General features: G+C 27.9%; 25 protein-coding genes and 2 tRNA genes. 15 read left to right on the forward strand and 12 right to left on the reverse strand.

Features of this window, described 5'->3' with window-relative positions:
• The 7 genes from PHZ07_01085 to PHZ07_01115 all read right to left on the reverse strand — a co-directional run bounded on the left by PHZ07_01085 (position 1) and on the right by PHZ07_01115 (position 3,915).
• A complete protein-coding gene (locus PHZ07_01085; GenBank protein ID MDD3284169.1) occupies positions 1 to 453 on the reverse strand; it encodes a nitrophenyl compound nitroreductase subunit ArsF family protein in 453 nt (150 codons plus the stop codon).
• Between the two features lie 12 nt (positions 454 to 465).
• Entirely contained in the window at positions 466 to 1,446 is a 981-nt protein-coding gene (locus PHZ07_01090) for a permease (GenBank protein MDD3284170.1), read from the reverse strand.
• A 9-nt stretch (positions 1,447 to 1,455) separates the two neighbouring features.
• Complete coding sequence (locus PHZ07_01095) at positions 1,456 to 1,761, reverse strand: thioredoxin family protein (protein ID MDD3284171.1); 306 nt, start codon at positions 1,759 to 1,761, stop codon at positions 1,456 to 1,458.
• Positions 1,754 to 2,068, reverse strand: coding sequence for a metalloregulator ArsR/SmtB family transcription factor (locus PHZ07_01100; protein ID MDD3284172.1), 315 nt, complete (start codon positions 2,066 to 2,068; stop codon positions 1,754 to 1,756). Before PHZ07_01100 ends, PHZ07_01095 begins: the two co-directional genes overlap by 8 nt.
• A gap of 223 nt (positions 2,069 to 2,291) precedes the next feature.
• Positions 2,292 to 2,368: transfer RNA gene (locus PHZ07_01105), tRNA-Arg, on the reverse strand.
• Between the two features lie 4 nt (positions 2,369 to 2,372).
• Positions 2,373 to 2,948, reverse strand: coding sequence for a guanylate kinase (gene gmk / locus PHZ07_01110; GenBank protein MDD3284173.1), 576 nt, complete (start codon positions 2,946 to 2,948; stop codon positions 2,373 to 2,375).
• The gene (locus PHZ07_01115) at positions 2,941 to 3,915 is read right to left on the reverse strand and encodes an RluA family pseudouridine synthase (GenBank protein MDD3284174.1); all 975 of its coding nucleotides are present in this window, start codon (positions 3,913 to 3,915) and stop codon (positions 2,941 to 2,943) included. Before PHZ07_01115 ends, gmk begins: the two co-directional genes overlap by 8 nt.
• Before the next feature lie 122 nt (positions 3,916 to 4,037).
• On the opposite strand from PHZ07_01115, the gene PHZ07_01120 reads away from it, so the two are divergent.
• The 10 genes from PHZ07_01120 to PHZ07_01165 all read left to right on the forward strand — a co-directional run bounded on the left by PHZ07_01120 (position 4,038) and on the right by PHZ07_01165 (position 11,888).
• A complete protein-coding gene (locus PHZ07_01120; GenBank protein MDD3284175.1) occupies positions 4,038 to 4,901 on the forward strand; it encodes a UTP--glucose-1-phosphate uridylyltransferase in 864 nt (287 codons plus the stop codon).
• Positions 4,902 to 4,972: 71 nt separating this feature from the next.
• Positions 4,973 to 6,367 carry an extracellular solute-binding protein gene (locus PHZ07_01125; protein MDD3284176.1) on the forward strand — a complete coding sequence of 465 codons (1,395 nt, stop codon included), beginning with the start codon at positions 4,973 to 4,975 and terminating at the stop codon, positions 6,365 to 6,367.
• A 15-nt stretch (positions 6,368 to 6,382) separates the two neighbouring features.
• Complete coding sequence (locus PHZ07_01130; GenBank protein MDD3284177.1) at positions 6,383 to 8,707, forward strand: pilin; 2,325 nt, start codon at positions 6,383 to 6,385, stop codon at positions 8,705 to 8,707.
• A gap of 34 nt (positions 8,708 to 8,741) precedes the next feature.
• Positions 8,742 to 9,095, forward strand: coding sequence for a TrbC/VirB2 family protein (locus PHZ07_01135; protein ID MDD3284178.1), 354 nt, complete (start codon positions 8,742 to 8,744; stop codon positions 9,093 to 9,095).
• A 78-nt stretch (positions 9,096 to 9,173) separates the two neighbouring features.
• Positions 9,174 to 9,587, forward strand: coding sequence for a hypothetical protein (locus tag PHZ07_01140; GenBank protein MDD3284179.1), 414 nt, complete (start codon positions 9,174 to 9,176; stop codon positions 9,585 to 9,587).
• Between the two features lie 76 nt (positions 9,588 to 9,663).
• On the forward strand, positions 9,664 to 10,065 hold the full coding sequence (locus PHZ07_01145; GenBank protein ID MDD3284180.1) for a hypothetical protein: 402 nt from the start codon (positions 9,664 to 9,666) through the stop codon (positions 10,063 to 10,065).
• Positions 10,062 to 10,463, forward strand: a complete 402-nt coding sequence (locus PHZ07_01150; protein ID MDD3284181.1) for a hypothetical protein — start codon at positions 10,062 to 10,064, stop codon at positions 10,461 to 10,463. Before PHZ07_01145 ends, PHZ07_01150 begins: the two co-directional genes overlap by 4 nt.
• A 9-nt stretch (positions 10,464 to 10,472) precedes the next feature.
• Positions 10,473 to 10,901, forward strand: a complete 429-nt coding sequence (locus tag PHZ07_01155) for a hypothetical protein (GenBank protein MDD3284182.1) — start codon at positions 10,473 to 10,475, stop codon at positions 10,899 to 10,901.
• 60 nt (positions 10,902 to 10,961) lie between these two features.
• Positions 10,962 to 11,378 carry a hypothetical protein gene (locus PHZ07_01160; GenBank protein ID MDD3284183.1) on the forward strand — a complete coding sequence of 139 codons (417 nt, stop codon included), beginning with the start codon at positions 10,962 to 10,964 and terminating at the stop codon, positions 11,376 to 11,378.
• A 42-nt stretch (positions 11,379 to 11,420) separates the two neighbouring features.
• On the forward strand, positions 11,421 to 11,888 hold the full coding sequence (locus PHZ07_01165) for a hypothetical protein (GenBank protein ID MDD3284184.1): 468 nt from the start codon (positions 11,421 to 11,423) through the stop codon (positions 11,886 to 11,888).
• A 63-nt stretch (positions 11,889 to 11,951) separates the two neighbouring features.
• On the opposite strand, the gene PHZ07_01170 is transcribed toward PHZ07_01165, so the two are convergent.
• Entirely contained in the window at positions 11,952 to 12,428 is a 477-nt protein-coding gene (locus PHZ07_01170) for a hypothetical protein (protein MDD3284185.1), read from the reverse strand.
• 138 nt (positions 12,429 to 12,566) lie between these two features.
• Here PHZ07_01170 and PHZ07_01175 point away from each other — a divergent pair, with 138 nt between their 5' ends.
• Positions 12,567 to 14,597: a DUF2079 domain-containing protein gene (locus tag PHZ07_01175; GenBank protein MDD3284186.1), complete on the forward strand. Its 2,031-nt coding sequence runs from the start codon at positions 12,567 to 12,569 to the stop codon at positions 14,595 to 14,597.
• Between the two features lie 59 nt (positions 14,598 to 14,656).
• On the opposite strand, the gene PHZ07_01180 is transcribed toward PHZ07_01175, so the two are convergent.
• The 4 genes from PHZ07_01180 to PHZ07_01195 are packed head-to-tail and all read right to left on the reverse strand — an operon-like array spanning position 14,657 to position 19,477.
• Positions 14,657 to 15,355 (reverse strand): polyprenol monophosphomannose synthase, encoded by a 699-nt coding sequence (locus tag PHZ07_01180; protein MDD3284187.1) that lies wholly within the window; start codon positions 15,353 to 15,355, stop codon positions 14,657 to 14,659.
• A gap of 44 nt (positions 15,356 to 15,399) precedes the next feature.
• Positions 15,400 to 17,196 carry a sulfatase-like hydrolase/transferase gene (locus tag PHZ07_01185; protein MDD3284188.1) on the reverse strand — a complete coding sequence of 599 codons (1,797 nt, stop codon included), beginning with the start codon at positions 17,194 to 17,196 and terminating at the stop codon, positions 15,400 to 15,402.
• Positions 17,197 to 17,202: 6 nt separating this feature from the next.
• The gene (locus tag PHZ07_01190) at positions 17,203 to 18,228 is read right to left on the reverse strand and encodes an SIS domain-containing protein (GenBank protein MDD3284189.1); all 1,026 of its coding nucleotides are present in this window, start codon (positions 18,226 to 18,228) and stop codon (positions 17,203 to 17,205) included.
• Between the two features lie 4 nt (positions 18,229 to 18,232).
• The gene (locus PHZ07_01195; protein ID MDD3284190.1) at positions 18,233 to 19,477 is read right to left on the reverse strand and encodes a hypothetical protein; all 1,245 of its coding nucleotides are present in this window, start codon (positions 19,475 to 19,477) and stop codon (positions 18,233 to 18,235) included.
• Positions 19,478 to 19,584: 107 nt separating this feature from the next.
• On the opposite strand from PHZ07_01195, the gene PHZ07_01200 reads away from it, so the two are divergent.
• From PHZ07_01200 to tig, 4 genes are all read left to right on the forward strand, one after another.
• Entirely contained in the window at positions 19,585 to 20,286 is a 702-nt protein-coding gene (locus PHZ07_01200; protein ID MDD3284191.1) for a YebC/PmpR family DNA-binding transcriptional regulator, read from the forward strand.
• Positions 20,287 to 20,362: 76 nt separating this feature from the next.
• Positions 20,363 to 20,857, forward strand: coding sequence for a crossover junction endodeoxyribonuclease RuvC (gene ruvC, locus PHZ07_01205; GenBank protein MDD3284192.1), 495 nt, complete (start codon positions 20,363 to 20,365; stop codon positions 20,855 to 20,857).
• Positions 20,858 to 20,964: 107 nt separating this feature from the next.
• A tRNA-Gly gene (locus tag PHZ07_01210) sits at positions 20,965 to 21,040 on the forward strand.
• 303 nt (positions 21,041 to 21,343) lie between these two features.
• Entirely contained in the window at positions 21,344 to 22,642 is a 1,299-nt protein-coding gene (gene tig, locus PHZ07_01215) for a trigger factor (protein ID MDD3284193.1), read from the forward strand.
• Positions 22,643 to 22,710: the final 68 nt, after the last annotated feature.

The following is a 22,710-nucleotide window of genomic DNA, read 5'->3' on the forward strand; positions in this document are numbered from 1 at the left end:
TTATTTACCAAGTATATTATCTAATTTACCTTTTAGATATATTTTAAATTGATTTCCATTACCAACTAATTTCCACACGGCTAAGTCTTGCTGAATATTCTCTTTGTCGTCATAGATTGAATTAATAAATAATGATGAACCACTAGCTTGAAATTTTTTTGCTAATTCTTTGTTTTCTGGTAAATCAATATTTATTTCTTTAAATTCAATTTTTCCACTTTCAAGCTCTGATTTAAAATATTCTTCAACAGTTTCTTTTGAAAGCCTTCCAATGGTAATACAAGAGTAGCAACGCTGAGTGGCATGAAAAACATATACCTGAACTTTATCAGCGGATTGAATAATATTTTGTTTTTCACTCACCTGGTTTGTATTTTTATTAACATTATTACTGCACCCTGTAATTGAAATCATTAATAAAATAATAACTGGTATAATAAATATTTTTTTCATAACTATTTATATTTAAAATTTAAATATATTAAAGAAATATCCCATGATCATAATACCAATTGTTGTTACTATTATAAAAGCTGATAATAATTTCCAGTTCATAGCCTTTTTTAATATTAATAATCCAGGAATAGATAAAGTTACTGTTGCGGTCATAAATGCTAAGGCTGTTCCAAGAGCCACACCTTTATCAGTCAAAGCTTCCACTACTGGAATTACACTTACGGAGTTAGCATAAAGTGGTGCGCCAAGTATTGTGGCAAGTGGCACGATAAACCACTTATCACTGTTTAGATAGGTTTCTACAAAACTTTCTGGCACAAAACCGTGTATCAAAGCTCCCAATCCAACACCTAATAAAACATAAGGAAAAATACTTTTTGAAATAGAAATAGCATCTTTCCACCATATTACAAGTCTTTTAGATAAAGAAATTTTTTGACCATCATTTTCTTCAATTGCTTGTTTTTGTGTTTTGAATTTCAAAAATTCAGGATTAACATTTTTATCCATCTTAAGTCTTTGAATAATCATTCCAGCTATTGCACTAATGACAATTCCTAATAAATTATAAATAATAGTCACCTTTAATCCAAATATTGAAGGGAATATAAACAAAGATGCTTCATTGACAAGTGGTGAAGCAATTAAAAAAGCAAAAGTTACTCCTAGTGGAATACCGGCGCTTATAAAACCCACAAATAAAGGTATAGAAGAACAGGAACAAAATGGAGTAACTACTCCAAGCATAGCTGCCAATATATAATCAAATCCATACCATTTTCTACTGCTTAAAATGTTACGAACTTTTTCAACAGGAAAATAATATCTAACTATAGACATAATATAGTTAATAAGTATCAACAATAATCCAATTTTTATAATATCGTAAACAAAAAAATTAATTGCATCGCCCCAATATTTATTCGTTATACCAAACAAATCATATGTAACTAAATCAGCAAATATTTGAATAGGCTTAAAAATATCCATAGAGTTGTGTTAACAATTTCCACCGCAACTGCAGACAGGTTTTTCTTCTTCTGCCGACTCAGCGGTTTTATTTTTTATTAGTTGTTTAATTTCTTCTAAATTTGGTACCTTGCCAGAGATAAGCACTTTTTCATTTACAACCAAAGCTGGGGAAGACAAAATTCCCATACTTATTATTCTTTGAATATCTGTAATATGTTCCACCCCAATCTCAATTCCTAATTCTGAGACAGCAAGTTTTGTTAATTCAAATAATTTTTTACAAGTTGAGCATCCTGAGCCAAGAACTTGAATGTTTTGAATTTTTTCATTCATAATTTTTTAAAAAGTTAGTTAATAGTGAATTATATTTTTTAAATGTTTTTTGATTTATAGAATAATAGTTTCTTTTCCAATCTTTTCTAATTGTAATCAATTTAAAATCAAGTAGTACTTTTAAATGACTTGAAACTAAATTTTGTTCTAAATCCAGATTTTCTAATATTTCACACACACAGAGTTCCTTATTTCGTAAAAGACATAAAATTTTTAAACGATTATCATCCCCTATTATCCTTAAAAATCTTGCTAAGTCTGTAAGTTCTTTAGACAGTTTTTTGTTGGAGCAACATTTTTGTTTCATATATTTTATATAATCAATTTATATTGATATGATACATAAATCTAAAAAATAAATCAATAATAAAAATACCTATTTCTAGATATTTTATATAACCACTCTACTTAGTTAGAACTAAGTCAGATTATTATTCTCTCTTCTTCGAAGAATCAAATGGTTTTCTTCTTCATATAAAGTTTCTAAAAAATAACGTGCCATGCGAAATCTCAATTTGTAGGATGAAAAATGGTGCACTCGGTAGGGCTCAAACCTACAACCTCTTGTTCCGAAGACAAGCGCTCTATTCAATTGAGCTACGAGTGCATAATTATAAATATTTTTCTTTTTTTAAAATTCTTTCTATTTCCAAAACAGCTTCTTTTAATTTTCCCTGTTCATTTAATACAGCATAGTCATAAAAGCTTTCCTGACTTTCTATTTCTTCCTTTGCATTCTCAAGCCTGATATTTAATTCTTTATCAGAAATATCAAGATTTCTATTTTTCAATCTTTTTTCTATTACATCAATAGACCTTACTTTTATAAATATAGTAGTAGCATTATAATTCTTCTTATAATATTTTGCACCGACTATATCAGGATTTATTATAATTTTGTATCCTAATTTTAATTTTTTCTCGAGTTCAATTTTGTAGCCTCCATAATACTCATCTCTATTTTTTATATAAGTATATTCCAATATATCTCCATTTTTTATATTTTCTAAAAATTCTTCTTTTGTAAGAAAAAAATAATCAACTCCGTTTTTTTCATTCAATCGGGGTTTTCTTGTTGTAGCAGTTATAAGTCTTACAAAATTTCTATGTCTCTTTATTATTTCTTGCGTAATAACACTTTCTCCAGAACAAGTAGGCCCAGCTATTACCAATATATTTTTATTCATTTTCGTTTTCATTTTTGTCGATTGGAATAATTTGATTTTGTCGAAGCAAATCTATAATACTTAGTAATTCCTTTGGAAGTTTTGATTCAAAAACTTTTCGATTTTTTGATAAATCAAAAAATTCCAAATGATAAGCATGTAAAAAAATCCTGTTTGTATTAAATTTGTTTTTGAAATTTTTTGTTTGATACAAATTATCTCCAACTACACTATGATCAATTGCTTGCATATGAGCTCTAATTTGATGATTTCTGCCAGTTTTTATTTCTATATCTAAAAGTGTATAATTTTTGAACTTCTCTACAACAAACCAAATTGTAGAAGCTTCTTTGCCATCAGTATTTATTGGTTTTGCAACCATTTTGCCAGACCTCTTTGATCTTTCTATTTTGAAATCTATTTCTCCTTCATCGTTTTCGAATTCTCCATGGACAAGAGTAAAATATTTTTTTGTTGTTTTTCTATCTTTAAATTGTTGCTTCAAACTATCAAACATTTTCTGATTTAAAGCTACAACCATAAGACCTGAAACATTTTTGTCCAATCTATGAACAATGCCTGGTCTATATATTGTATCTTCTCCTATTTTTTTTATTTTTGGATATTGAATCTTTAGCCAATCTACAAGTGAATATTCTTTCACATCTTCTGTTTGATGGACAATAAGTCCAGCTGGTTTTTCTAAAACTATATAATCAGCAGTTTCTTCTATAATTTTTATCTTTTTTAAAACAGGAGATTTTATAGATACCTTATCTTTTAAATCCTCTATTTTTACACTCTTAACACTTACAACATCACCACATTTTAACCAAAAATGATTTATAGTAATTACTTCGCCATTTACCAAAACATTTTTGCCTTCTATTATATGTTGTATTTTGGAGCGTGAAAAATCAGACAAATTTTCTGTAAGAAACTTATCTAATCTTGTTTTGTCATTTTCGCATGTAAATTTTTTTTTCATATATTATAAACTAACACAATAATGGGCTTTTAGCAATTAGTCACCCGGCGGGTGTCTCACATCTTACTAACTAACTTTATTTATAGTATAATAAAAACAGTTATAAACTTAAATGTTTTTATATGCAAAAAATTACAAAAGCTGTAATAGCAGTAGCAGGATCTGGAACAAGATTTTTACCAGCTACAAAATCTCAACCAAAAGAAATGCTCCCAATAGTTGATAAGCCTATTATTCAATATGTAGTTGAAGAAATGGTCAACTCAGGAATAAAAGATATTATACTTGTCACGAGATGGGACAAAAAAACTCTTGAAGATCATTTTGATAGAAATTTTGAACTTGAAGATTCTCTAGAAAAAAATAAAAAATTTGAAAAATTAGCTGAAATGAAAAAAATATCAGATATGGCAAATTTTATTTACATCAGACAAAAAGGTCCATATGGAAATGGAACTCCTGCACTCTGTGCAAAAAGTATTCTTGGTAATGAACCATTTATATATGCTTTTGGAGATGATTTGGTAAAATCAAAAATTCCATTTACAAAACAACTTATTAATAGCTATGAAAAAAATCCTGGCGTAATATTTGGCGTACAAAAAGTTCCAAAAAAAGATGTTATAAAATATGGAATAGCAAAAATAAAAAAAGGAACAATAAATGAGGTAGAAAGTATAATAGAAAAACCAAGCATAAGCGAAGCTCCATCGCAACTCGCTGATTTTGGAAGATTTGTAATAGTTCCTGAAATATTAAATATTTTAGAAAAACAAACTCTAGGAAAAGGAAATGAACTTTGGCTTATAGATGCAATAGAAAAATATATAAGAAACGGTGGCAAAGCTTATGTTCAAGAAGTGGAAAATGGAAAATGGTTTACAACCGGAGATCCATTAAATTATTTACAAACAACTGTAGAATATGCACTTGATAGAAAAGATTTAGCAAAAGATTTCAAAAAATATTTAAAACAAATAATATAGCGTTCAGTCGATAAGTTTCAGATTTCAGGATATCCTACAATCTGCAACTTGAAAACTGAAACCTAAAAAATATGAAAAAAAATATATTAAATAAATCTAAAATAAAAAAAATACTCTTATTTTTAATATTTACTCTAATTATTACTTCTGGATTTGGATGTACAAATAATATTTTCAAAAAACAACCAGCTGAATTAAAACCTGTAACAATAAAAGTTTGGGGAGTGTATGAGGATAGAGCCAACTTACAACCATTATTTGATGCATATTCTGTAATACATCCAAATGTAAGGTTTAATTATCGTGTATTTAGTTATGATGAATATGAAAATCAACTTATAAGTGCATGGGCTGAAGACAATGGTCCTGATATATATTTTCTACCAAACAATTGGTTAAGAAAAATGAGTAAATATATTACTCCTATGCCAGAAACTGCTCAATTGCCATATAGAGATATAAAATCCACTGGAATAGGTGGTTTCAAAAAAACAGATATTATAGATTATGTAAAAGAAACAAAAATGATATCTCTAAATGAAATTACAAAAAATTTCGCACCAGTAGTTTTTAAAGATAATGTAATTGACAATAAAATATATGGATTACCACTTAGTATAGATACAATGGCAATGTTTTATAACAAAGACATGCTAAACAACGTAAATATTCCTCTACCACCAAGCACATGGACAGATTTCAAAAATGCCGTAAAGGTAATAACATTATTAAATGAAGATGGAAAATTTTTGCAATCTGGATCTGCACTTGGCACAACAAATAATATTACAAATTCAGCCGACATAGTCATGCTTTTAATTCAACAAAATGGAATTACTGTAGGCGATGGTGGTTTTGTAAATTTTGGAAAAACAAAAGATGAAATAAATTTAACACTTCAAGCAATAAATTTTTATAGTGATTTTTCAAATCCTATAAAAGAAGTTTATTCTTGGAATGAAGAACAAGATAATTCTTTGGAGGCATTTATAAATGGTCAGGTGGGCTTTTTCTTTGGATATCCATATCACATACAACAAATCAAATCTCGAGCTCCAAAATTAAATTTTGGTATTTCAGAAATTCCTCAAATAGAAAATACCAACAATCCCATAAACTTTGCCGACTACTGGGTGATGACTGTTTCACACAAAACAGAATCATCTGATGTTGCTTGGGGCTTTATAGATTTTGCTACCAAAAAAGAAAATGCTAAAATATATTTAGATCAAACACACAAACCAACAGCTCTAAATTCTCTTATAGGTGAACAATTAAATGATTTAGAAATTGGTCCTTTTTCAAAACAAATACTCACTGCAAAATCTTGGTATCAAGGCAAAAATCCAGAAATAGCAGAAAAGTATATAAATGAAATGATAAACAGTATAAAAAATGGATCACTTGAAAAACCAGAAAATATTATCCAAACAACAGCTGGAAGAATAAACCAAACTATTCAATAATTTTAATATAATATAATGACAAAAAAAATCTTAATATTTTCAATAATTTTTACGTTTTTTGGATTGATAAATTTTGATAAGGTGTTTGCCATAACGTGTCAAAATCACGAAGATTGTCCAACTTGTAATTATTGTGACACGACAGATAATACATGCAAAATAGAAGATGTAATGCATAGTCCTAGAAATAATTGCAGTGGGGACAGCACTTATAATATTTCATGTAGTGATTGTATAAATGGTGAATGTGTAACATATAATGATTATGAGCAACATCATTGTTCAAATAATTATGTATGTAACAATAATAAACAATGTCAATTAACATGTTCAGATGATGATGAATGTCCTGCATGTCAATCATGTGTATGGAGTGGAACTCCCTATTTCTCACCTCGTACATGTCAAATAAGAGATGATGATAGAAACAAATGTGATGCACAACTATACCATTATTGCGAAAATGGAGAATGTAATACAACACAAATGGCTCTTCCAGTCTGTACAAATTCTGCTGGAATTAATGGATTTTGTAGTTATAATGGTGGTGGTTTTTTTGGAACATATTGTGGACCTACCGCTCATATAGAATCAGATTATAATGGCCAATGTCCTCCTTCTGGATATGGTCCTGATCCAGCAAAATGTTGTATACCAAACTGTTCAGGTGATGAGTCATGTCCTCCATGTTATTCATGTAAAGCTATGACAGGTGGTTTTACTGGATACAGATGCGAATTAAAACCTTTAGAACGCAATAAATGTGGTGATTTATGTGGCTTTTGTGATAGTAATGGTACTTGTACAAATCCTAGTAGTCTTGTTTGTTATGGCACATGTGGTACAAATGCATATCCAGGACAATGTTCTACTTCAGACTGTGAAGACTATAATTATATAGAAAATACAATTTTTAATAATACTTGTGAATCTGGGTCTCATTGTTGTTCACCTAAATGTACCAGTAATGAAGACTGCCCTGCTTGTTATTCATGTAATACTAGTAGTCATCTATGTGAAATAAATAATGCTGACAATAATAAATGTGATAGCAGTTCATGTAATCATTGTATTGGTGGCTTCTGTAGCGGATGTATTGATGGACATATTTGTATCGAAGATTTAGATTCTTGCGTTCCATCTTGTTCTACTAAAAATGGTGTTTGTAGAAACCTGTGTCGTGCTAATGAAATTTTCAGCGACCCTAACGTTCTTGATGATTGCACCAACTCTGGAAAAATTTGTTGTATTGGGGGTGATAACGACACAGGAACACCATGTGCAGATCAAGGTGGAACATGTGTAGATTCTGGTACATGCGTCGGAGTGCCTGAAATAATTACTGAATGCGATGAAATAGCTGGAAAAGTATGTTGCACAACTCCTTGTGTAACAGACTTTAAAGGCAAATGTGAAACAACTACCTACATACCTGAAATAGGAGAATATCCTATAGATGCTATAACAGAATGTGACTCTCTAAATAAAAAATGTTATACAAAGAAATGCTCTGGAGATGTGTTTACAGGATGGTGTCCAGAGGGATCTACATGCAATCTTGGTAATTGTGAAATAGCTGATTCCGAATGTAAAAAAACAGAAGGATTTGTGCTAGTACCAAGAGGAACTGAATGTCCTGCTGGTAAAATAGAAAATGAATCATTTACAGCTTCATTAGCAGAAAGCGATGCTGATAAAATTTGTTGCGTACCTTTTACAGAAACAGTGATAGTAGAAACAAGTATGTTTTTTCAAGGTATTGGAAATGAATGTATGAACAATGGAAATTGTAGTGTAAACGATATACTAAATGTTGTAATAAATATAACAAAATTTTTGACAGGTATAATAGGAAGTATAGCTTTGTTGTTTTTCATAATTTCTGGAGTAATGATGATATTTTCTGGTGGAAGTGAAGAAAAAGTAACAAAAGCAAAAACTATGATGACTCAAACTGTAATAGGATTATTTATATTTCTAGGTGCATTTATGATAGTATCCTTTATACAAAACAGCTTAGATATAGGAAATCAATATAAAATAACGAGTGCACCACCACAAATGGTAGAAGTAGTGGTGGAAGAAGAAGAGGAAGAAGAGCAACGACCATGTGAAACAGATCCTGTTCACTGGAGATGTAATTCTGCGCATCCAGGATGGAAGTGTAGAACATTTACCAATACTACTGTCCGTGATGATCTTGTAGATGTAGATAGATGTGATGACAACAACCATTGCCCAGATGATTCTAATACAATATGTTGTGCCAATGATGTTACAGAAGGATCTATTTATAGTGGCAATAAGACTTGCCCATGCACAGGCAATTGCACATATTAAATAAATTAAATTAATATTTATAAATATTACCAACATGAAAAACAAACTAATCAAAAAAAATATTCTATCTTTTCTTATAATACTTGTGGGATTATTTGTATTCCAAAATATATGTCTTGCTGCTACACTCACAAATCCACTTGACCCACAAGGCACAGGATTAACAGTTGCCCAATTAATAGGAAAAATTATAAGGGCAATACTTGGTATTGTAGGGTCTCTATCATTACTAATGTTTATATATGGTGGCGTCTCTTGGATGACAGCAGGTGGAAGTGAAGAGAAAGCAAAAAAGTCAAAACAAATTTTGGTCAATGCTGCTCTCGGTATAGTAATAATATTTTCAAGCTACTCAATTCTCAATTGGATATTTGCTATTATACAATAAAAATATTTGTGAATAAATAAAAAAAATAGTATAATCTTTATATAAAATAAATTAATTAATTCTCATCTATAAATTTATATGATGGGAAAGAAAGGACAATTAAAAATGTCAAAAACAGTAAAACACATCGTAAGTTTCATGTTGATACTTGTGATGTCATCATTTATTGTGATGAATGTAAGCGCAGTAACAAGCATGACTGGAACAGGAGCTGTTACTATTCCTACAGTTGGAAGATTAGGAACAAATGATATCGATACAACAGCTACAACAATAATAAACTCTGCTTTAGTATTGTTGGGTCTTGTAGCATTAGTAATAGTACTAATGGGTGGATTCAAATGGATGACTAGTGCTGGAAATGAAGAAAAAGTAGGAGAAGCAAAAAAACTATTAGGCGCTGGAGTAATAGGGCTTATAATAGTATTTGCTGCTTGGGGTATAGCAAACTTTATAATGAATGCTGCACAATCAGCTGCAACAACCACATAATCAGCGTATATTTTAAACTCAACCCTAAACCTAGACAAAATAAATGGTTTAGGGCTGGAATTTGAAATATAAAACTATGAAACTTACAAAAAAAATATTTATTTTTATTTATTTACTTATTTTAGTCAATTTTTTTCAGATTACACTATTTACAGCAAAGGCAATTGAAACACCAGCGGGTGGAAGTTATGGACTTACTGACACAGCTAGACAAGCAGGACTTACTGAGGATGGAAAAGTAGAACAACCACAAGACATAGCTTCAAGAATAGTAGGTTTTATTCTTGCATTTGTAGGCGTAATAATACTAAACAATATGATATTTGCAGGATATGCATGGATGACAGCAGGTGGAAGCGAAGAAAAAATAAAAGCTGCAAAGCAAAAAATGACAAATTCAATAATAGGATTAATTATAATCTTAGCTTCATATATCATAGTAAATAGTGTCTTGGGGCTTCTCAACCAAGTCTTATGATAAAAAACAAAATAATAACTTTTATTATATTAATTTCTATTAGCACTCCTCTCCTAGTTGGTGCTGCAATACCAATATTACAAAGCGGTGCTGAGGTTCAAAAAGATTTAGACACATCTGCAGAAATACAAGGCTTCAATACATACTCCCAAAATGAAATGATGTCGGTAAGAATGAAAACTATAAATACAATAATATCTTATGCGCTAAGCTTTATAGGTATAATATTTCTTATAAATATAATAATCGGCGGATTCAAATGGATGACTGCAGGTGGAAATGAAGAAAAAATCACCAGCGCAAAACACACTGTAAATAATTCTATACTAGCACTCATTATAGTACTCGGTGCATATATAATAAGTAATCTTATAACACAACTAATATCATTATTTTAATTTAATATTATGTTCAAAAAAATTACACTTTCTCTAATAACAATTACAGTAATTATATCTATATTTCAATTAAGCATTCCAACAACACAAGCTACGGGAACTGGTGGCAATACTTCTATACCAAATATACCAAATTTAAAAAATAGCAAAACCATATTAGATACATCTGCTGTTATGATAGGATTTGATACAAGTAAAAGTATAGAAGCAACTATTGGAAATGTTATAAAAATAGCATTGTCTCTTATAGGAATATTGTTTTTGATACTTATTATAATAGCTGGATTTCAATGGATGACAGCAGGTGGAAATGAAGAAACGGTTACTAAATCAAAAGCAAGAATAAAAAATAGTGCAAATGGACTTCTTATAATACTTGGTGCATATATGGTAACTTACTTTATATTAGATATAGTTTTAAAACAAACATTAAAATAAATTCAACTAATACCAGCTCAGTCGAGTTAAACCCGATCAACTGGTTGAGCTAAAAAATATATGAAAAAAAATATAACAAAATATTTACTAACACTAATAATTACTATATTTGTTTTTAATATTATCTTGACTCCTATAAGTCACGCTGTTACGGGTGTTTCTGGATCAGACACTACTTCAGCACAAATAATGAAAAATCTTCAAACAACTGCAGTGACTAGCGCTGGATATAAACAAGGTGATGTTGTAAGTACAATAGCAATTATAGTAAGAATTGTACTTAGCTTGCTTGGAGTATTTTTCCTCATACTTATAATAATGGGCGGATTTCAATGGATGAGTGCAGGTGGAAATGAAGAAACAGTTACGAAGGCTAGAAAAAGGATAACAGATGCATCAATAGGTCTTGCTATTATAATATTTTCGTATTTAATATCAATGTTTATAATGGGATTCTTTTATTCTGCTACAATTTAATATAAATAAATATCCAGTTATAAAAACTGGACAATCATAACTATGAATAAAAAATTAGACGAAAAAATCATCAAAATATCGAAAAGTATAATTATTGTATTTATAATATTTTTTTCAATAACAAATATACAAAATATATTAGCCACTGGGACAGAACCAAATGATGCAATACTAAGTGGCGGTGAAAAATTACAACAATTTGCTGGTGAAGCTGGAATCAAACAATATACAGATCCAGTAGTAGTTATTACAAGTATAATAGGTTTTGCACTTGGATTTCTAGGGTTGTTTTTTTTGATACTTATACTGGTAGGTGGATTTCAATGGATGAGCTCTGCTGGAGAAGATGAAAAAATAAACAAAGCAAAAGCAATTATAAAAAGTGCTACTATAGGATTGTTCATTGTACTTACTTCATGGATTATAGCAACTACTATTTTTGCATTAATTAATCATGGTGCTGGCGGACCAGAAGCTTGGTGGGGTTTTGGATGGTCGTTTGGTTCTTAATAAATTTCTATTTTTAAACTTTAAAGGGGAGCCATGCAACTCCCCTTTTTTATTTACCTTAAATTATTTTTTGTATTTTCCAAAGACCTCATCGATATCAATTACAATATCAACGGAATGACCTTGGAAATTTTCTTTTGTGGTGATACGAGGTATATTGATTTCAATATTGACTTTATAAGGATCCCTACCAAAAGACCTACAAACTTTTACAAAATCTGACATAGGTTCAGAAACTGTAAAAATCCTACTTACCACAACACTATAACTTCCTGGTAATACATTATGCACAACAATATACGCTCCAGGCTCCAAATCTAAATTAACATCATTCCCATACCACCAATGACATGTAATATTATTAATGAAAATGTGGTATCTGGAATTCCCAGGGTTAGTGATGACAATGCTTTTATCCTTACTTTGCCTGGGGTTAACTTTTTTCATCATGCCATTAGACAGCTGATAATACTCAATATTTGAGCATATCAAAGTACCAAAAACTAACAACAAGATAGCTATTAAAAAGATGTGTTTCATTATTCCTCCATGTTATTTTTCGCTAAAGCTACGAATAACACATTTTTTATTTAGTTTTAATTTGTATTTATACCACAATATTTATATAATGTCAAATAATCATCGACCTATAACAAAAATTCCTATATAATAGGCAATATGGACAAAGTAGCAAAATTCATAAAACTTAGGTATTGGCTTATATTTACATTTTTTATATTTGTTTATATAGGAATTGTATTTTCATTTGTAATAATAAAATACAGCAATTTTGGATACAATTGCATGGATCTTGGTATATTCAACCAAGTCTTTTTTAATTCCTCAAACGGAAGCTTTTATTATTTTACAATTCACCCACATTCATATCTTGGAGATCATTTCAATCCATTTTTAATGCTACTACTTCCAATATATATGATATTCAAGTCTCCTCTTACACTATTGTTTTTACAAACTCTCATAATAGCACTATGTGCAATACCAATACATCTAATAGCAAAACACAATCTAAACAAAACATGGGGACTTATTATTCCGATTCTATGGCTTATAAATCCCATTGCTATAAATATGAATTTTTTTGAATTTCATCTATTACCATTTGCAATGTTTTTTTTATTATTCTGTGTATATTTTTATCAAAAAGAAAAATTTGGACTATTTGTACTTTTTACTATTTTATCACTTAGTGTAAGAGAGGATGTGTTTTTGGCGGTTATAATGTTTTCTATTTTGGCGCTAATACAAAAAAGAAAATTCAAATGGATATTATGGCCAACACTGGTATCCCTTATATATTTTCCCATAACTCAAATTATAATATCAAAATATAATCCTGAAGGAAGAATAAAATTTGTACCATTTTACAATTGGCTTGGCGGAAATAATATAACAGAAATTACAAAAAATTATATCAACCATCCTATAAAAGTAATTCTTCATATATTTTCACTTTCAAATATGGTAATGATAATATCACTACTTATTTCATTTTTATTTATACCTCTTATTAGTCCTATATTTATGATTCTTGTTTTACTTATATTTTTACAATATGCACTTACCCAGCTCGGTGGCGGAGATTTAATTTACCAAACTCACTATGGGGCACTATTTATACCAGGGTTAGTAGGAGCTTATATATGTTCTATAAAATCCATATATAATAAAAATGAAAACAATACAAAATTAAAAAAAATTCTTCAAAAGAATAAAGAATTAATTACTATATATATACTATCTGGGAGTATATTTTTATTATTCTTATTATCACCAATACAAATACAGAATTTTGAAAAAGTATATTATGACAAAAATGTAAAAAATATAAAACAAGAAATGGTAAATTATATACCAAAAAATGAAGTTGTTGCGTCTACATATGAATTCTTACCAGCATTATCAAGTAGGCTAAAATTATATTCTCTAAATTATGCATATTCTGGATACAAGCAACTATCATACATTCCCTATGAATTACCAAAAGACACTGAATATATGATAATAAATTTTGATGATACTCTATCTTATAAAATTCAATATTTACAAGACGGAAATTATAATTACAAAAATTCTTATATAAATTGGCAAAATGTTTGGAAAAACAATAATTTTTCTCCAATAAAAATAATAGACACTTATAGTTTATGGAAATATGATCCAAATATGGAACAAACAAACAAAAATAATGATTATAATTTTCCATTATACAAAGTGATCAGAGACAAGATAAATATAGGCAATGCAAGAAATGTAAATATAAACAATGAAATAACTTTTTTGGGTTGGGATAACATAGAAATAACAAGTATTAATAAATTTGAAAAAATAAATGCAAAAATAATCCCACTTGCATTATATTTCAAAAAAAGTAATACAGAAAAAATAGAAAAAGATTATGAATTACAATTAAGATTATCTTCAAAAAAAGTATTTAGAAACAAATTTGAAAAAATATATCCACTTACTTATGGATTTTATCCCACTTCAAAATGGAAAGATGATGAAATTATAAAAATAAATTATTGGTTCCTTGTACCAGACAAACTATCAAATGAAGATTATAATATAGAAATAAATCTTGTAGACATAGAAGGGGATATAGTATTGGATAACCAAAAATCTTTTATAAAAAAATATTCTAAGAAAGATATCCTAGAATCTACTATAAAAATTGAATTAGAATAAACTTTTACAGTTTAACCGGCTGATCGAGTTTAACTCGACTGAGTTGATCTTAGCTGGATTTATTTTTTGAATTTCAATCTCAACATATTTACAAGAAAATAAAATACTTCACCAAACCCCAATTTTGAAACTCCTTTTTGCCTATCCACGAATGTAATTGGAATTTCTTTTATTTTAAAATTATTTCTCTCTAACAAATATATCATTTCTTCCTGAAAAGAATAACCATTACTTTTTATATTATTTAAATCTATTACATCAAACACTCTTTTGTGATAACATCTAAAACCGCCTGTTACATCTTTTGTTTTTAGACCAAGAAATAATCTAGAAAAATCTTGAGCCGCTCGAGACATAAACTTTCTTTTGAAACTCCAGCCTATCACTCCTCCACCCTTTACTCTTCTAGAACCAAGACACATATCTGCACCGTTTTTTACACCATCAATAAGATTTGGTATCTTGTTTGGAAAATGAGAAAAATCGGCATCCATTTCCATCAACATATCAGCATTATGAGACAGTGCATATTTAAATCCTGCCACATAAGCACTACCAAGACCGAGTTTTTCTGGTCTTTTTATAATTTCTACTGGATATTTACTAATCAAAGATTCTACGATTTCGGCTGTACCATCTGGAGAATTGTCATCTACTACCAAAATATGAAGATCTTCAATATCTTGCTCACAGATTTTCTCTATAAGAGCTCCAATATTGTCCTTTTCTTTATAAGTTGGTATCACTATATAAACCATAAAATTTCATGTTAATACAAGTATATAATTAATTACATTATTTTTCAATATCCCACTATTCCCTTACAATTATTATATATATCCAAAAATTCAAATTGAGTAATATTTTTTTTGTTTTTCTCATATTTATCACTTAAAATATCAAAATAATAAGCTTCTTTCCTTCTAATATTATAAATATAATGTTTATTATTATAAAAAAAAGTTATATATTTATCTGAATAAGGCTGAACTGATATAGAACAATTTTCTATATCTGATTCTTTTTTATTATTCAATAAATTTTGATAAAAAGAATTCCCTAAATATTCATTGCCTGTTTTTATACTAAGTAAATCCAAAACTGTTTTTAAAAAATCTAACTCACTATATGAATCTGAGACTCTATTTTTTAAATCAAAATAATTAGCTTCATTTCCGAAATATAAAAATGCAAAAGGTATATGAAAATTTTCCATATAAGCATTACTCTCATTTATAATATTTCCATAATGATATCCAAGGGGCCAACTATGATCACTAAAAATAAAAATGTATTTATCCTTTTTGTCATTTTTTAATTCTTCTAAAATAATTTTAAGGTATTGATCTTGTATATATATTGTATTTTTCATTTTATCTGTTATAGATCTAGTATTTTTTATAGGTAAATCAAAACTCTTATCATAAACAATAAATGGATAATGATTGGTCGTAGAAACTGCTATATAAACAAATTTTCTATTATTTCCATATTCCTGAAGATATCCATAAACCCTTTTATAAAAAAAATCTTCTCTAAATCCCCAATCATATTGCATATCTTCATTTTCCATTATGTCAGCATTGTGAGTTTCTTGGAATCCTATATTAGACATGAATTGACCTGTCTTACTAAATTCCAAATTATGACTTTTGAAAAATAAAGTTTTATAACCATACTTATCAAGAATTTTTGGTATACAAATTAATTTTTTTTCATCTAATCCTATCCTAAAGCGTGCATCCATTGATGGTGGTAATGCACATAAAATAGACTCCTGTGATTTTAATGTTTGCACAGAATTACTAAAAAAATTATTAAAAATAATACCATTTTTAGAAGAATATTTTTCAAAATTAGGAATTATAGATTGATTTATCAAATCACTATTTACACTCTCCAAATGTATAAAATATATATCCGGTAAAGAGTGGTTTTCATCTCTTATAAAGTTATCTAAATCGAAATTCATATATCTTTGAATTATAGCAGAATAATCCTTTTGATATTGACTATACACAACATCTTTACCAGTAAAAAATTGACCTACAAAATCCGAAAAAATACTTTTTTCAAATTTAAAATGAAATTGCACTCCAACCAAAAGAATAAGCAACAATAATAAAAAAAATATTATATATTTTAAGTCATTTCTATTAATATTTTTTATTCTTGACAAAAAATTTACAGAAATGAAGAATGATACTATAAATAAAATAAGAAAAAAAAGAGACATAAAAAGCTCCATATTATTAACTACTGTAAATATTGTAAAAAAAGAATCTCTAAAGTTATCTATAAAAAAATCTAAATTAAAAAATCCTAATGTAGTAACCAAATAAATAAGTAAAAAAAATAATACAAAATAATACAAACACGATGCTATAAACAAAAAATACCAAAAATATATATTTTTTTTATTCCTTTGAAAATAAGAAAAAAATAAAAATGGCATTATACATAATATAAAACTAGTAATAATTCTAAAAATATTTTCTATTCCCCCTACTAAAAAATTTGTATGAGTAAACTGTATTTCAAAAAAATAAAACACTAAAATATAAAATGCAAAAATAAATAAAAAAATTATATTTTTCATCTTTAATTATTCCCTCATTCTTTTTTTTAAATAATCAACCCAAGGGTTTGGTTGTGGATCTATGTTGTTAAAATATGCCAAATAAAAAGATATATATGATGATAATCCAAGAACGTACATTGACTCATCCCAAACGTTTAAACCCTTTGGAATAATTTCTATAAATTTTATCTTTTTTTTACTCAAAATTTCCTTAAAAATATTATAACGTTTTTGATTCCTATCATCATATAATTTAGAATTTATGAGTACATAAATAATATTTTTATTTAAATCTTTCGGAGAACCAAGTCCTTCAAACTGATGATGACAAATCTCCGGCATTTGAAAATGAGTAGAAAATATTTTTCCTGTTTCATTTAATTGATTTTGAAAAACATGAGCATTACCAAACAAATGCTCTGATGCAACTATAATAGGAATTTTATTTAAAATATTTTTTGCAAACTTCTCTGTAGTTTCTTTTCCAATACTAAAATATTTAGTCCCTTTTTTAATATCATTCAAATCAAATTTCAAAATATTTAATCCAATAAACAAAGAAATCATACTAGCTATTGAGTATCCTATAGCAAATCTTGGATTTTGTGCAAAATTATATTTTGGATCAAACAAATATCCTGAAGTATTTGAAATATCAAAAGTTTTTCCACCTATACAATATATATTCATTTTTCTTTTCCTTGCATTTTTGAAACATTGTATTGACTCTTCCGTTGTTCCAGAAAAACTAGAAATTACAATAAGTGTTTTGTTGTCCACCCAAGCTGGTAAATTGTAATCATTCAAAACAAGAATTGGTAATTTTATATTTTTGCAAAATACATTTCTCACAAGATCTGCACCGAGCGCAGAGCCCCCCATTCCACAAATCAAAACTTTGTTTATATCTTTGAATTTATTCTTCAAAGAACTAATTTTAAATTCACCAAAAACTTGATCAAATTGTTTATGGGTATTTTCATAAGTTTTGAAAACATCACCTTTATCGAAAATAGCTATTTTTGATAAATTAGTATTTTTTGTTGTCATATATTTATTTTTTATTTATAAAAAAATCATATAATATTCTAAGCAAAATAACAAATAATAATACATTTCTTATAAGTAATAAAATAATAGAAACATAGCCAAATGATACCAAATTTGCATAATAAAAAGGAAAAATTATTATAGTCAAAAATATTATAAATAAAAATATTTTACTAACAAAATTATTTTTCCTATGAGAGAAAGTATCTAATAAAAATATAAATGGAAACAACCAAATTAAATATTGTGGTGAAAAAACCTTATTCAATAAAATATATGTCAAAGTCACAATACTAAAGGAAAAAATAATATTCTTTGACAAATTTTCACTCCAATCATTCTTTTTGTATATAAAATACAATATAACAATATAAAAAAATAAGAATATATATAATGAAATTTTAGAAATAAATTCCAAAAAACTTCCAGAAATAATCCAACAAGCTCCATCGTTAATTATCTCTATTCCAGATATAATATTTGTTTTTGATAAAAATAAAATTATAGAACTATAAAAACTTTCAATCTGTAATCCTCTATTTGAGTGAAAATTGAAAAAATAAAAAACACCATCTCTTCCAAAAAATAGAAAAATAATATTCAATACAAAAAATAAAAAACTATAAAAATAACTTTTCAAAAAAATGTTTATATTTTTTTGTCTAATATCTGAAATAAACATTACTGGTAAAAGTAAAAATGGATATAATTTCAAAAATCCAGCTAGTATAACAAAAATATAAGATAACACATGATGAGTATATTTTTGCTTTTTATATGAAAGTAAATAAAAATATATCCCCAAAACAACAAAAAATACAGGATAAATATCATAGCGTAATAGAAGAAGCCACAAAAATATAAATATAAATATAATTTGATAAATAATCGTTTTGAAATTTATATCTTTTTTATATAATTTTAAAATTTTCATAGAAGCAAAACTTGTAAAAAATACTATCACAAAATTAAAAAAAGAAAATATATAAAAATAAGATGTTATATCTTTACTAAAAATTCTTGGCAATAAAAAAATATATGACGCCAACAATGGATATTCAAAATCAAAATCAATATATGGAATAAACCCCATCATTATATTGTCGGCTATACTTTTATAGAGATGTATATCTGTAAGTAGATATGAAAATTGGAATGATAAAAAATATAATACAATAAAAATTACAAAAAATAATACAATCAAAAATATATGTGGCAAAAAAAACAATAAATTTCTGTTTTTATTCATATTTTCTATATCAATCCTATATATTATACCCCAGTTTTATTCTTTACACGAATAAAAAGAATTGTTAATATTGATTTATACTTTAATAATAACTAATAGTTAATAATATGTCTGGACACTCAAAATGGGCCACAACAAAACACAAAAAAGCACTTGTTGATGCTAAAAAATCATCAATTTTTACAAAACTTGCAAAAATAATATCAGTTGCAGCAAGAAATGGTGCTGACTCTGATATGAATTTTCAATTGCGAATGGCTATAGATAAAGCTCGTGCTTTTTCTATGCCAAAAGAAAATATAGAAAGAGCAATAGCAAAGGGCGCTGGTATTGGAGAACAAAACAATCTTGAAGAAATTACATATGAAGGATATGGTCCAGAAGGAGTTGCAATAATAATAGAACTTGTAACAGACAACAAAAATAGATCTGCATCTGAAATAAGACATATTTTATCAAAAACTGGTGGATCACTTGGAGCAAGTAATTCTGTACTGTGGCAATTTGAAAAACGTGGAGTAATATATTTAAAAAATACAGAACTCTCTGATGAACAAGAACTCCTTATAATAGATGCTGGGGCAGATGATATAGAAAAAACTGAAGATGGAATAATGATTCTCACATCTATAGAAAATTTACAAAAAACCCAAGAAAAATTAAAAGATGTAATAGAAATAGAAAATGCAGAAGTAGAATACATTGCAAAAAACAAAGTAAAAATGCAAAATCCTGAAAAACTAGAAAAACTCATAGAAATGCTTGATGAAAATGATGATGTAAATAATTTTTATACAAACGCAGAATAATAATAAAGTACCAAGTTTAAAGTTGTAAAAAAAATCCAAAACTTTACAACTTTATAACTTTTAACTTGCATAAATAATGCCTCAAATACAAAAAAAATCCCCAAAAATTATCTTAGGAATCGATCCTGGCCTTGCAACAGTAGGTTATGGATTTATAACACAAGAAAAAGAACCACAACTTATCAGCTGTGGTTGTATTGAAACACAAGCAGGAGTTGATTTCAACAAAAGACTAAACACAATCCACAAAGAACTCACACTTTTAATAAAAAAATACAAACCTGATTTTGTTGGAGTTGAAAAACTGTACTTCTGTAAAAATGTAAAAACAGCAATGGACGTAGGTCACGCTCGGGGTGTAATAATTCTTACATTGTCAGAGGCAAAACTTCCTATTTATGAATACACTCCACTTGAAATAAAGCTAGCTATTGCATCGTATGGAAAGGCTGACAAAAACCAAATAAAAGAAATGGTAAAAATTATTCTAAAATTAAAACAAGTTCCAAAAAAAGATGATACGGCAGATGCTCTTGCAATAGCACTTACTTGTAAATATAGAATGAGATAATATATTAAAATATTGACTTTTTACTTTATAACTGCTTAAATATTATATACAGGTTTCAAATATAAAAGTTAATTCAAAATTCATAATTTGAAATTCACAATTAATATGCGGGTGTCGTATAGTGGCTTATTATGTCAGCCTTCCAAGCTGAAGAGGGCGGTTCGATTCCGCTCACCCGCTCCATCCTTCGTTCGCTTAGCGAACTTCGGATGGCGCGCCACTCCTTCGAAACTTTATATAAAGAAGAAAGCCATCCGTATTCCCAAAAGGAATAGAAGGATAGTCCACCGAAGCCGTAGGCGAAGGCGGACGTGTATCCCAACTCTATTATATTTATATACACGTTTCGAATGACGCAACTATTCAAAGTCAACCATCAAAAAATAATCTTTAAAAGATTATTTTTTGTTTTATATTAAGTTGATTTTTCCTTATTTCTCTGCTAAATTTAGATATATTAAACAATTAAAAGAAAGGTTTATAGCAATGAAAATAATCAAAAAAGAACTCCCAAAAAATCAAGTAGAACTTACTATTGAAATAGAAGAAAAAGAATACCAAAAATTCGTAGAAAAAACTGCGGAAATTATGGCAAAAGAATCAAAAATACCAGGATTTAGACCTGGAAAAGCACCTTATGAAATAGTAAAACAAAAATTTGGTGAAAATGCGGTTTTACAAAATGCATTAGATGATATTCTTACTCATTTTTATTTTGAAGCTGTAATACAGGAAAAATTGGAACCAATTTCACATCCAAAAGTAGATATAGAAAAACTAGCTCCTAAAAATCCAATAATTTTCAAAGCAACAATAAATATTCTTCCCAATATAAAATTGGCCGATTTGGAAAAAATTGAAATAAAAAAGAAAAAAGCGAAAGTAGATAACAAGGAGATAGAAAAAGCAATTGAAACAATGAGAGACTTTGAAGCGAAAGAAACTCTTAAAGATACAGAAGCCAAAATTGGCGACAAAGTAGAAATAGATTTTGTTGTGAAAATGGGTGATGTTGTAATAGAAGGTGGAACTGAAAAAAATTATCCACTTATTCTTGGCAAAGGACAAATGATTCCTGGCTTTGAAGAACAAATTGTAGGTCACAAAAAAGGTGATGAGTTCAAATTTAAATTGAGTTTTCCAACAGAATATCACAACAAAGGAATTGCTGGAAAGGAAGCAAATTTTGAATTGAAATTAAATTCTGTATTTGAAAGAGAATTGCCAGAAGTAAATGATGAATGGGCAAAAAGATTACAAGCAAAAGATTTGAAAGATTTGAAAGAAAAAATAAAAGAAAATTATCAAACTGAAGAAAATGCAAAAATAGAAAAAGAAACAGAAATGGAAATGCTAAATAAAATTATAGAAAATTCTGAAATAGGTGAATTTTCAGATGAAATAGTAGCTCAAGAAGCTCAAAAAATGATTGAGGAACTAAAGCATGAAATAGGTCATCGCGGAATAGAATTTTCTGATTATATTACAAAGCTTGGCAAAAAAATAGAAGAAATAGAGAAAGAATTTATGCCACAAGCAAAAAAAAGACTTGAGTCCTCTCTTGTGATAAGAAAAGTAATTGATGATCAAAAATTTGAAATCAAAGATAATGAATTAAATTCAGAAGTAGAAAAAGCAAAGATGATGTATGGAAATGGAGATGAAAAAACAAACAAACATATAGAGTCAGATCATTATAAGAATTATCTTATAAATACTCTCTTGAATAAAAAAGTAATGGAATATTTAACAGAAAAAATAATCCATGATGATGGGGAAAAATAAAAAATTATTTATTTTCTTGGTATTACTATTATTGCTTTGTGGTTGTGATATAAAAAGTAATAACTCAT

It is taken from the genome of Patescibacteria group bacterium (assembly GCA_028692545.1).
Lineage (GTDB): Bacteria > Patescibacteriota > Patescibacteriia > UBA1558 > S5-K13 > STD2-204.

Coding starts and splice junctions, on each gene's coding strand:
- PHZ07_01085 (MDD3284169.1), bottom strand. CDS start 453: ATGAAAAAAATATTTATTATACCAGTTATTATTTTATTAATGATTTCA.
- PHZ07_01090 (MDD3284170.1), bottom strand. CDS start 1,446: ATGGATATTTTTAAGCCTATTCAAATATTTGCTGATTTAGTTACATAT.
- PHZ07_01095 (MDD3284171.1), bottom strand. CDS start 1,761: ATGAATGAAAAAATTCAAAACATTCAAGTTCTTGGCTCAGGATGCTCA.
- PHZ07_01100 (MDD3284172.1), bottom strand. CDS start 2,068: ATGAAACAAAAATGTTGCTCCAACAAAAAACTGTCTAAAGAACTTACA.
- gmk (MDD3284173.1), bottom strand. CDS start 2,948: ATGAATAAAAATATATTGGTAATAGCTGGGCCTACTTGTTCTGGAGAA.
- PHZ07_01115 (MDD3284174.1), bottom strand. CDS start 3,915: ATGAAAAAAAAATTTACATGCGAAAATGACAAAACAAGATTAGATAAG.
- PHZ07_01120 (MDD3284175.1), top strand. CDS start 4,038: ATGCAAAAAATTACAAAAGCTGTAATAGCAGTAGCAGGATCTGGAACA.
- PHZ07_01125 (MDD3284176.1), top strand. CDS start 4,973: ATGAAAAAAAATATATTAAATAAATCTAAAATAAAAAAAATACTCTTA.
- PHZ07_01130 (MDD3284177.1), top strand. CDS start 6,383: ATGACAAAAAAAATCTTAATATTTTCAATAATTTTTACGTTTTTTGGA.
- PHZ07_01135 (MDD3284178.1), top strand. CDS start 8,742: ATGAAAAACAAACTAATCAAAAAAAATATTCTATCTTTTCTTATAATA.
- PHZ07_01140 (MDD3284179.1), top strand. CDS start 9,174: ATGATGGGAAAGAAAGGACAATTAAAAATGTCAAAAACAGTAAAACAC.
- PHZ07_01145 (MDD3284180.1), top strand. CDS start 9,664: ATGAAACTTACAAAAAAAATATTTATTTTTATTTATTTACTTATTTTA.
- PHZ07_01150 (MDD3284181.1), top strand. CDS start 10,062: ATGATAAAAAACAAAATAATAACTTTTATTATATTAATTTCTATTAGC.
- PHZ07_01155 (MDD3284182.1), top strand. CDS start 10,473: ATGTTCAAAAAAATTACACTTTCTCTAATAACAATTACAGTAATTATA.
- PHZ07_01160 (MDD3284183.1), top strand. CDS start 10,962: ATGAAAAAAAATATAACAAAATATTTACTAACACTAATAATTACTATA.
- PHZ07_01165 (MDD3284184.1), top strand. CDS start 11,421: ATGAATAAAAAATTAGACGAAAAAATCATCAAAATATCGAAAAGTATA.
- PHZ07_01170 (MDD3284185.1), bottom strand. CDS start 12,428: ATGAAACACATCTTTTTAATAGCTATCTTGTTGTTAGTTTTTGGTACT.
- PHZ07_01175 (MDD3284186.1), top strand. CDS start 12,567: ATGGACAAAGTAGCAAAATTCATAAAACTTAGGTATTGGCTTATATTT.
- PHZ07_01180 (MDD3284187.1), bottom strand. CDS start 15,355: ATGGTTTATATAGTGATACCAACTTATAAAGAAAAGGACAATATTGGA.
- PHZ07_01185 (MDD3284188.1), bottom strand. CDS start 17,196: ATGAAAAATATAATTTTTTTATTTATTTTTGCATTTTATATTTTAGTG.
- PHZ07_01190 (MDD3284189.1), bottom strand. CDS start 18,228: ATGACAACAAAAAATACTAATTTATCAAAAATAGCTATTTTCGATAAA.
- PHZ07_01195 (MDD3284190.1), bottom strand. CDS start 19,477: ATGAATAAAAACAGAAATTTATTGTTTTTTTTGCCACATATATTTTTG.
- PHZ07_01200 (MDD3284191.1), top strand. CDS start 19,585: ATGTCTGGACACTCAAAATGGGCCACAACAAAACACAAAAAAGCACTT.
- ruvC (MDD3284192.1), top strand. CDS start 20,363: ATGCCTCAAATACAAAAAAAATCCCCAAAAATTATCTTAGGAATCGAT.
- tig (MDD3284193.1), top strand. CDS start 21,344: ATGAAAATAATCAAAAAAGAACTCCCAAAAAATCAAGTAGAACTTACT.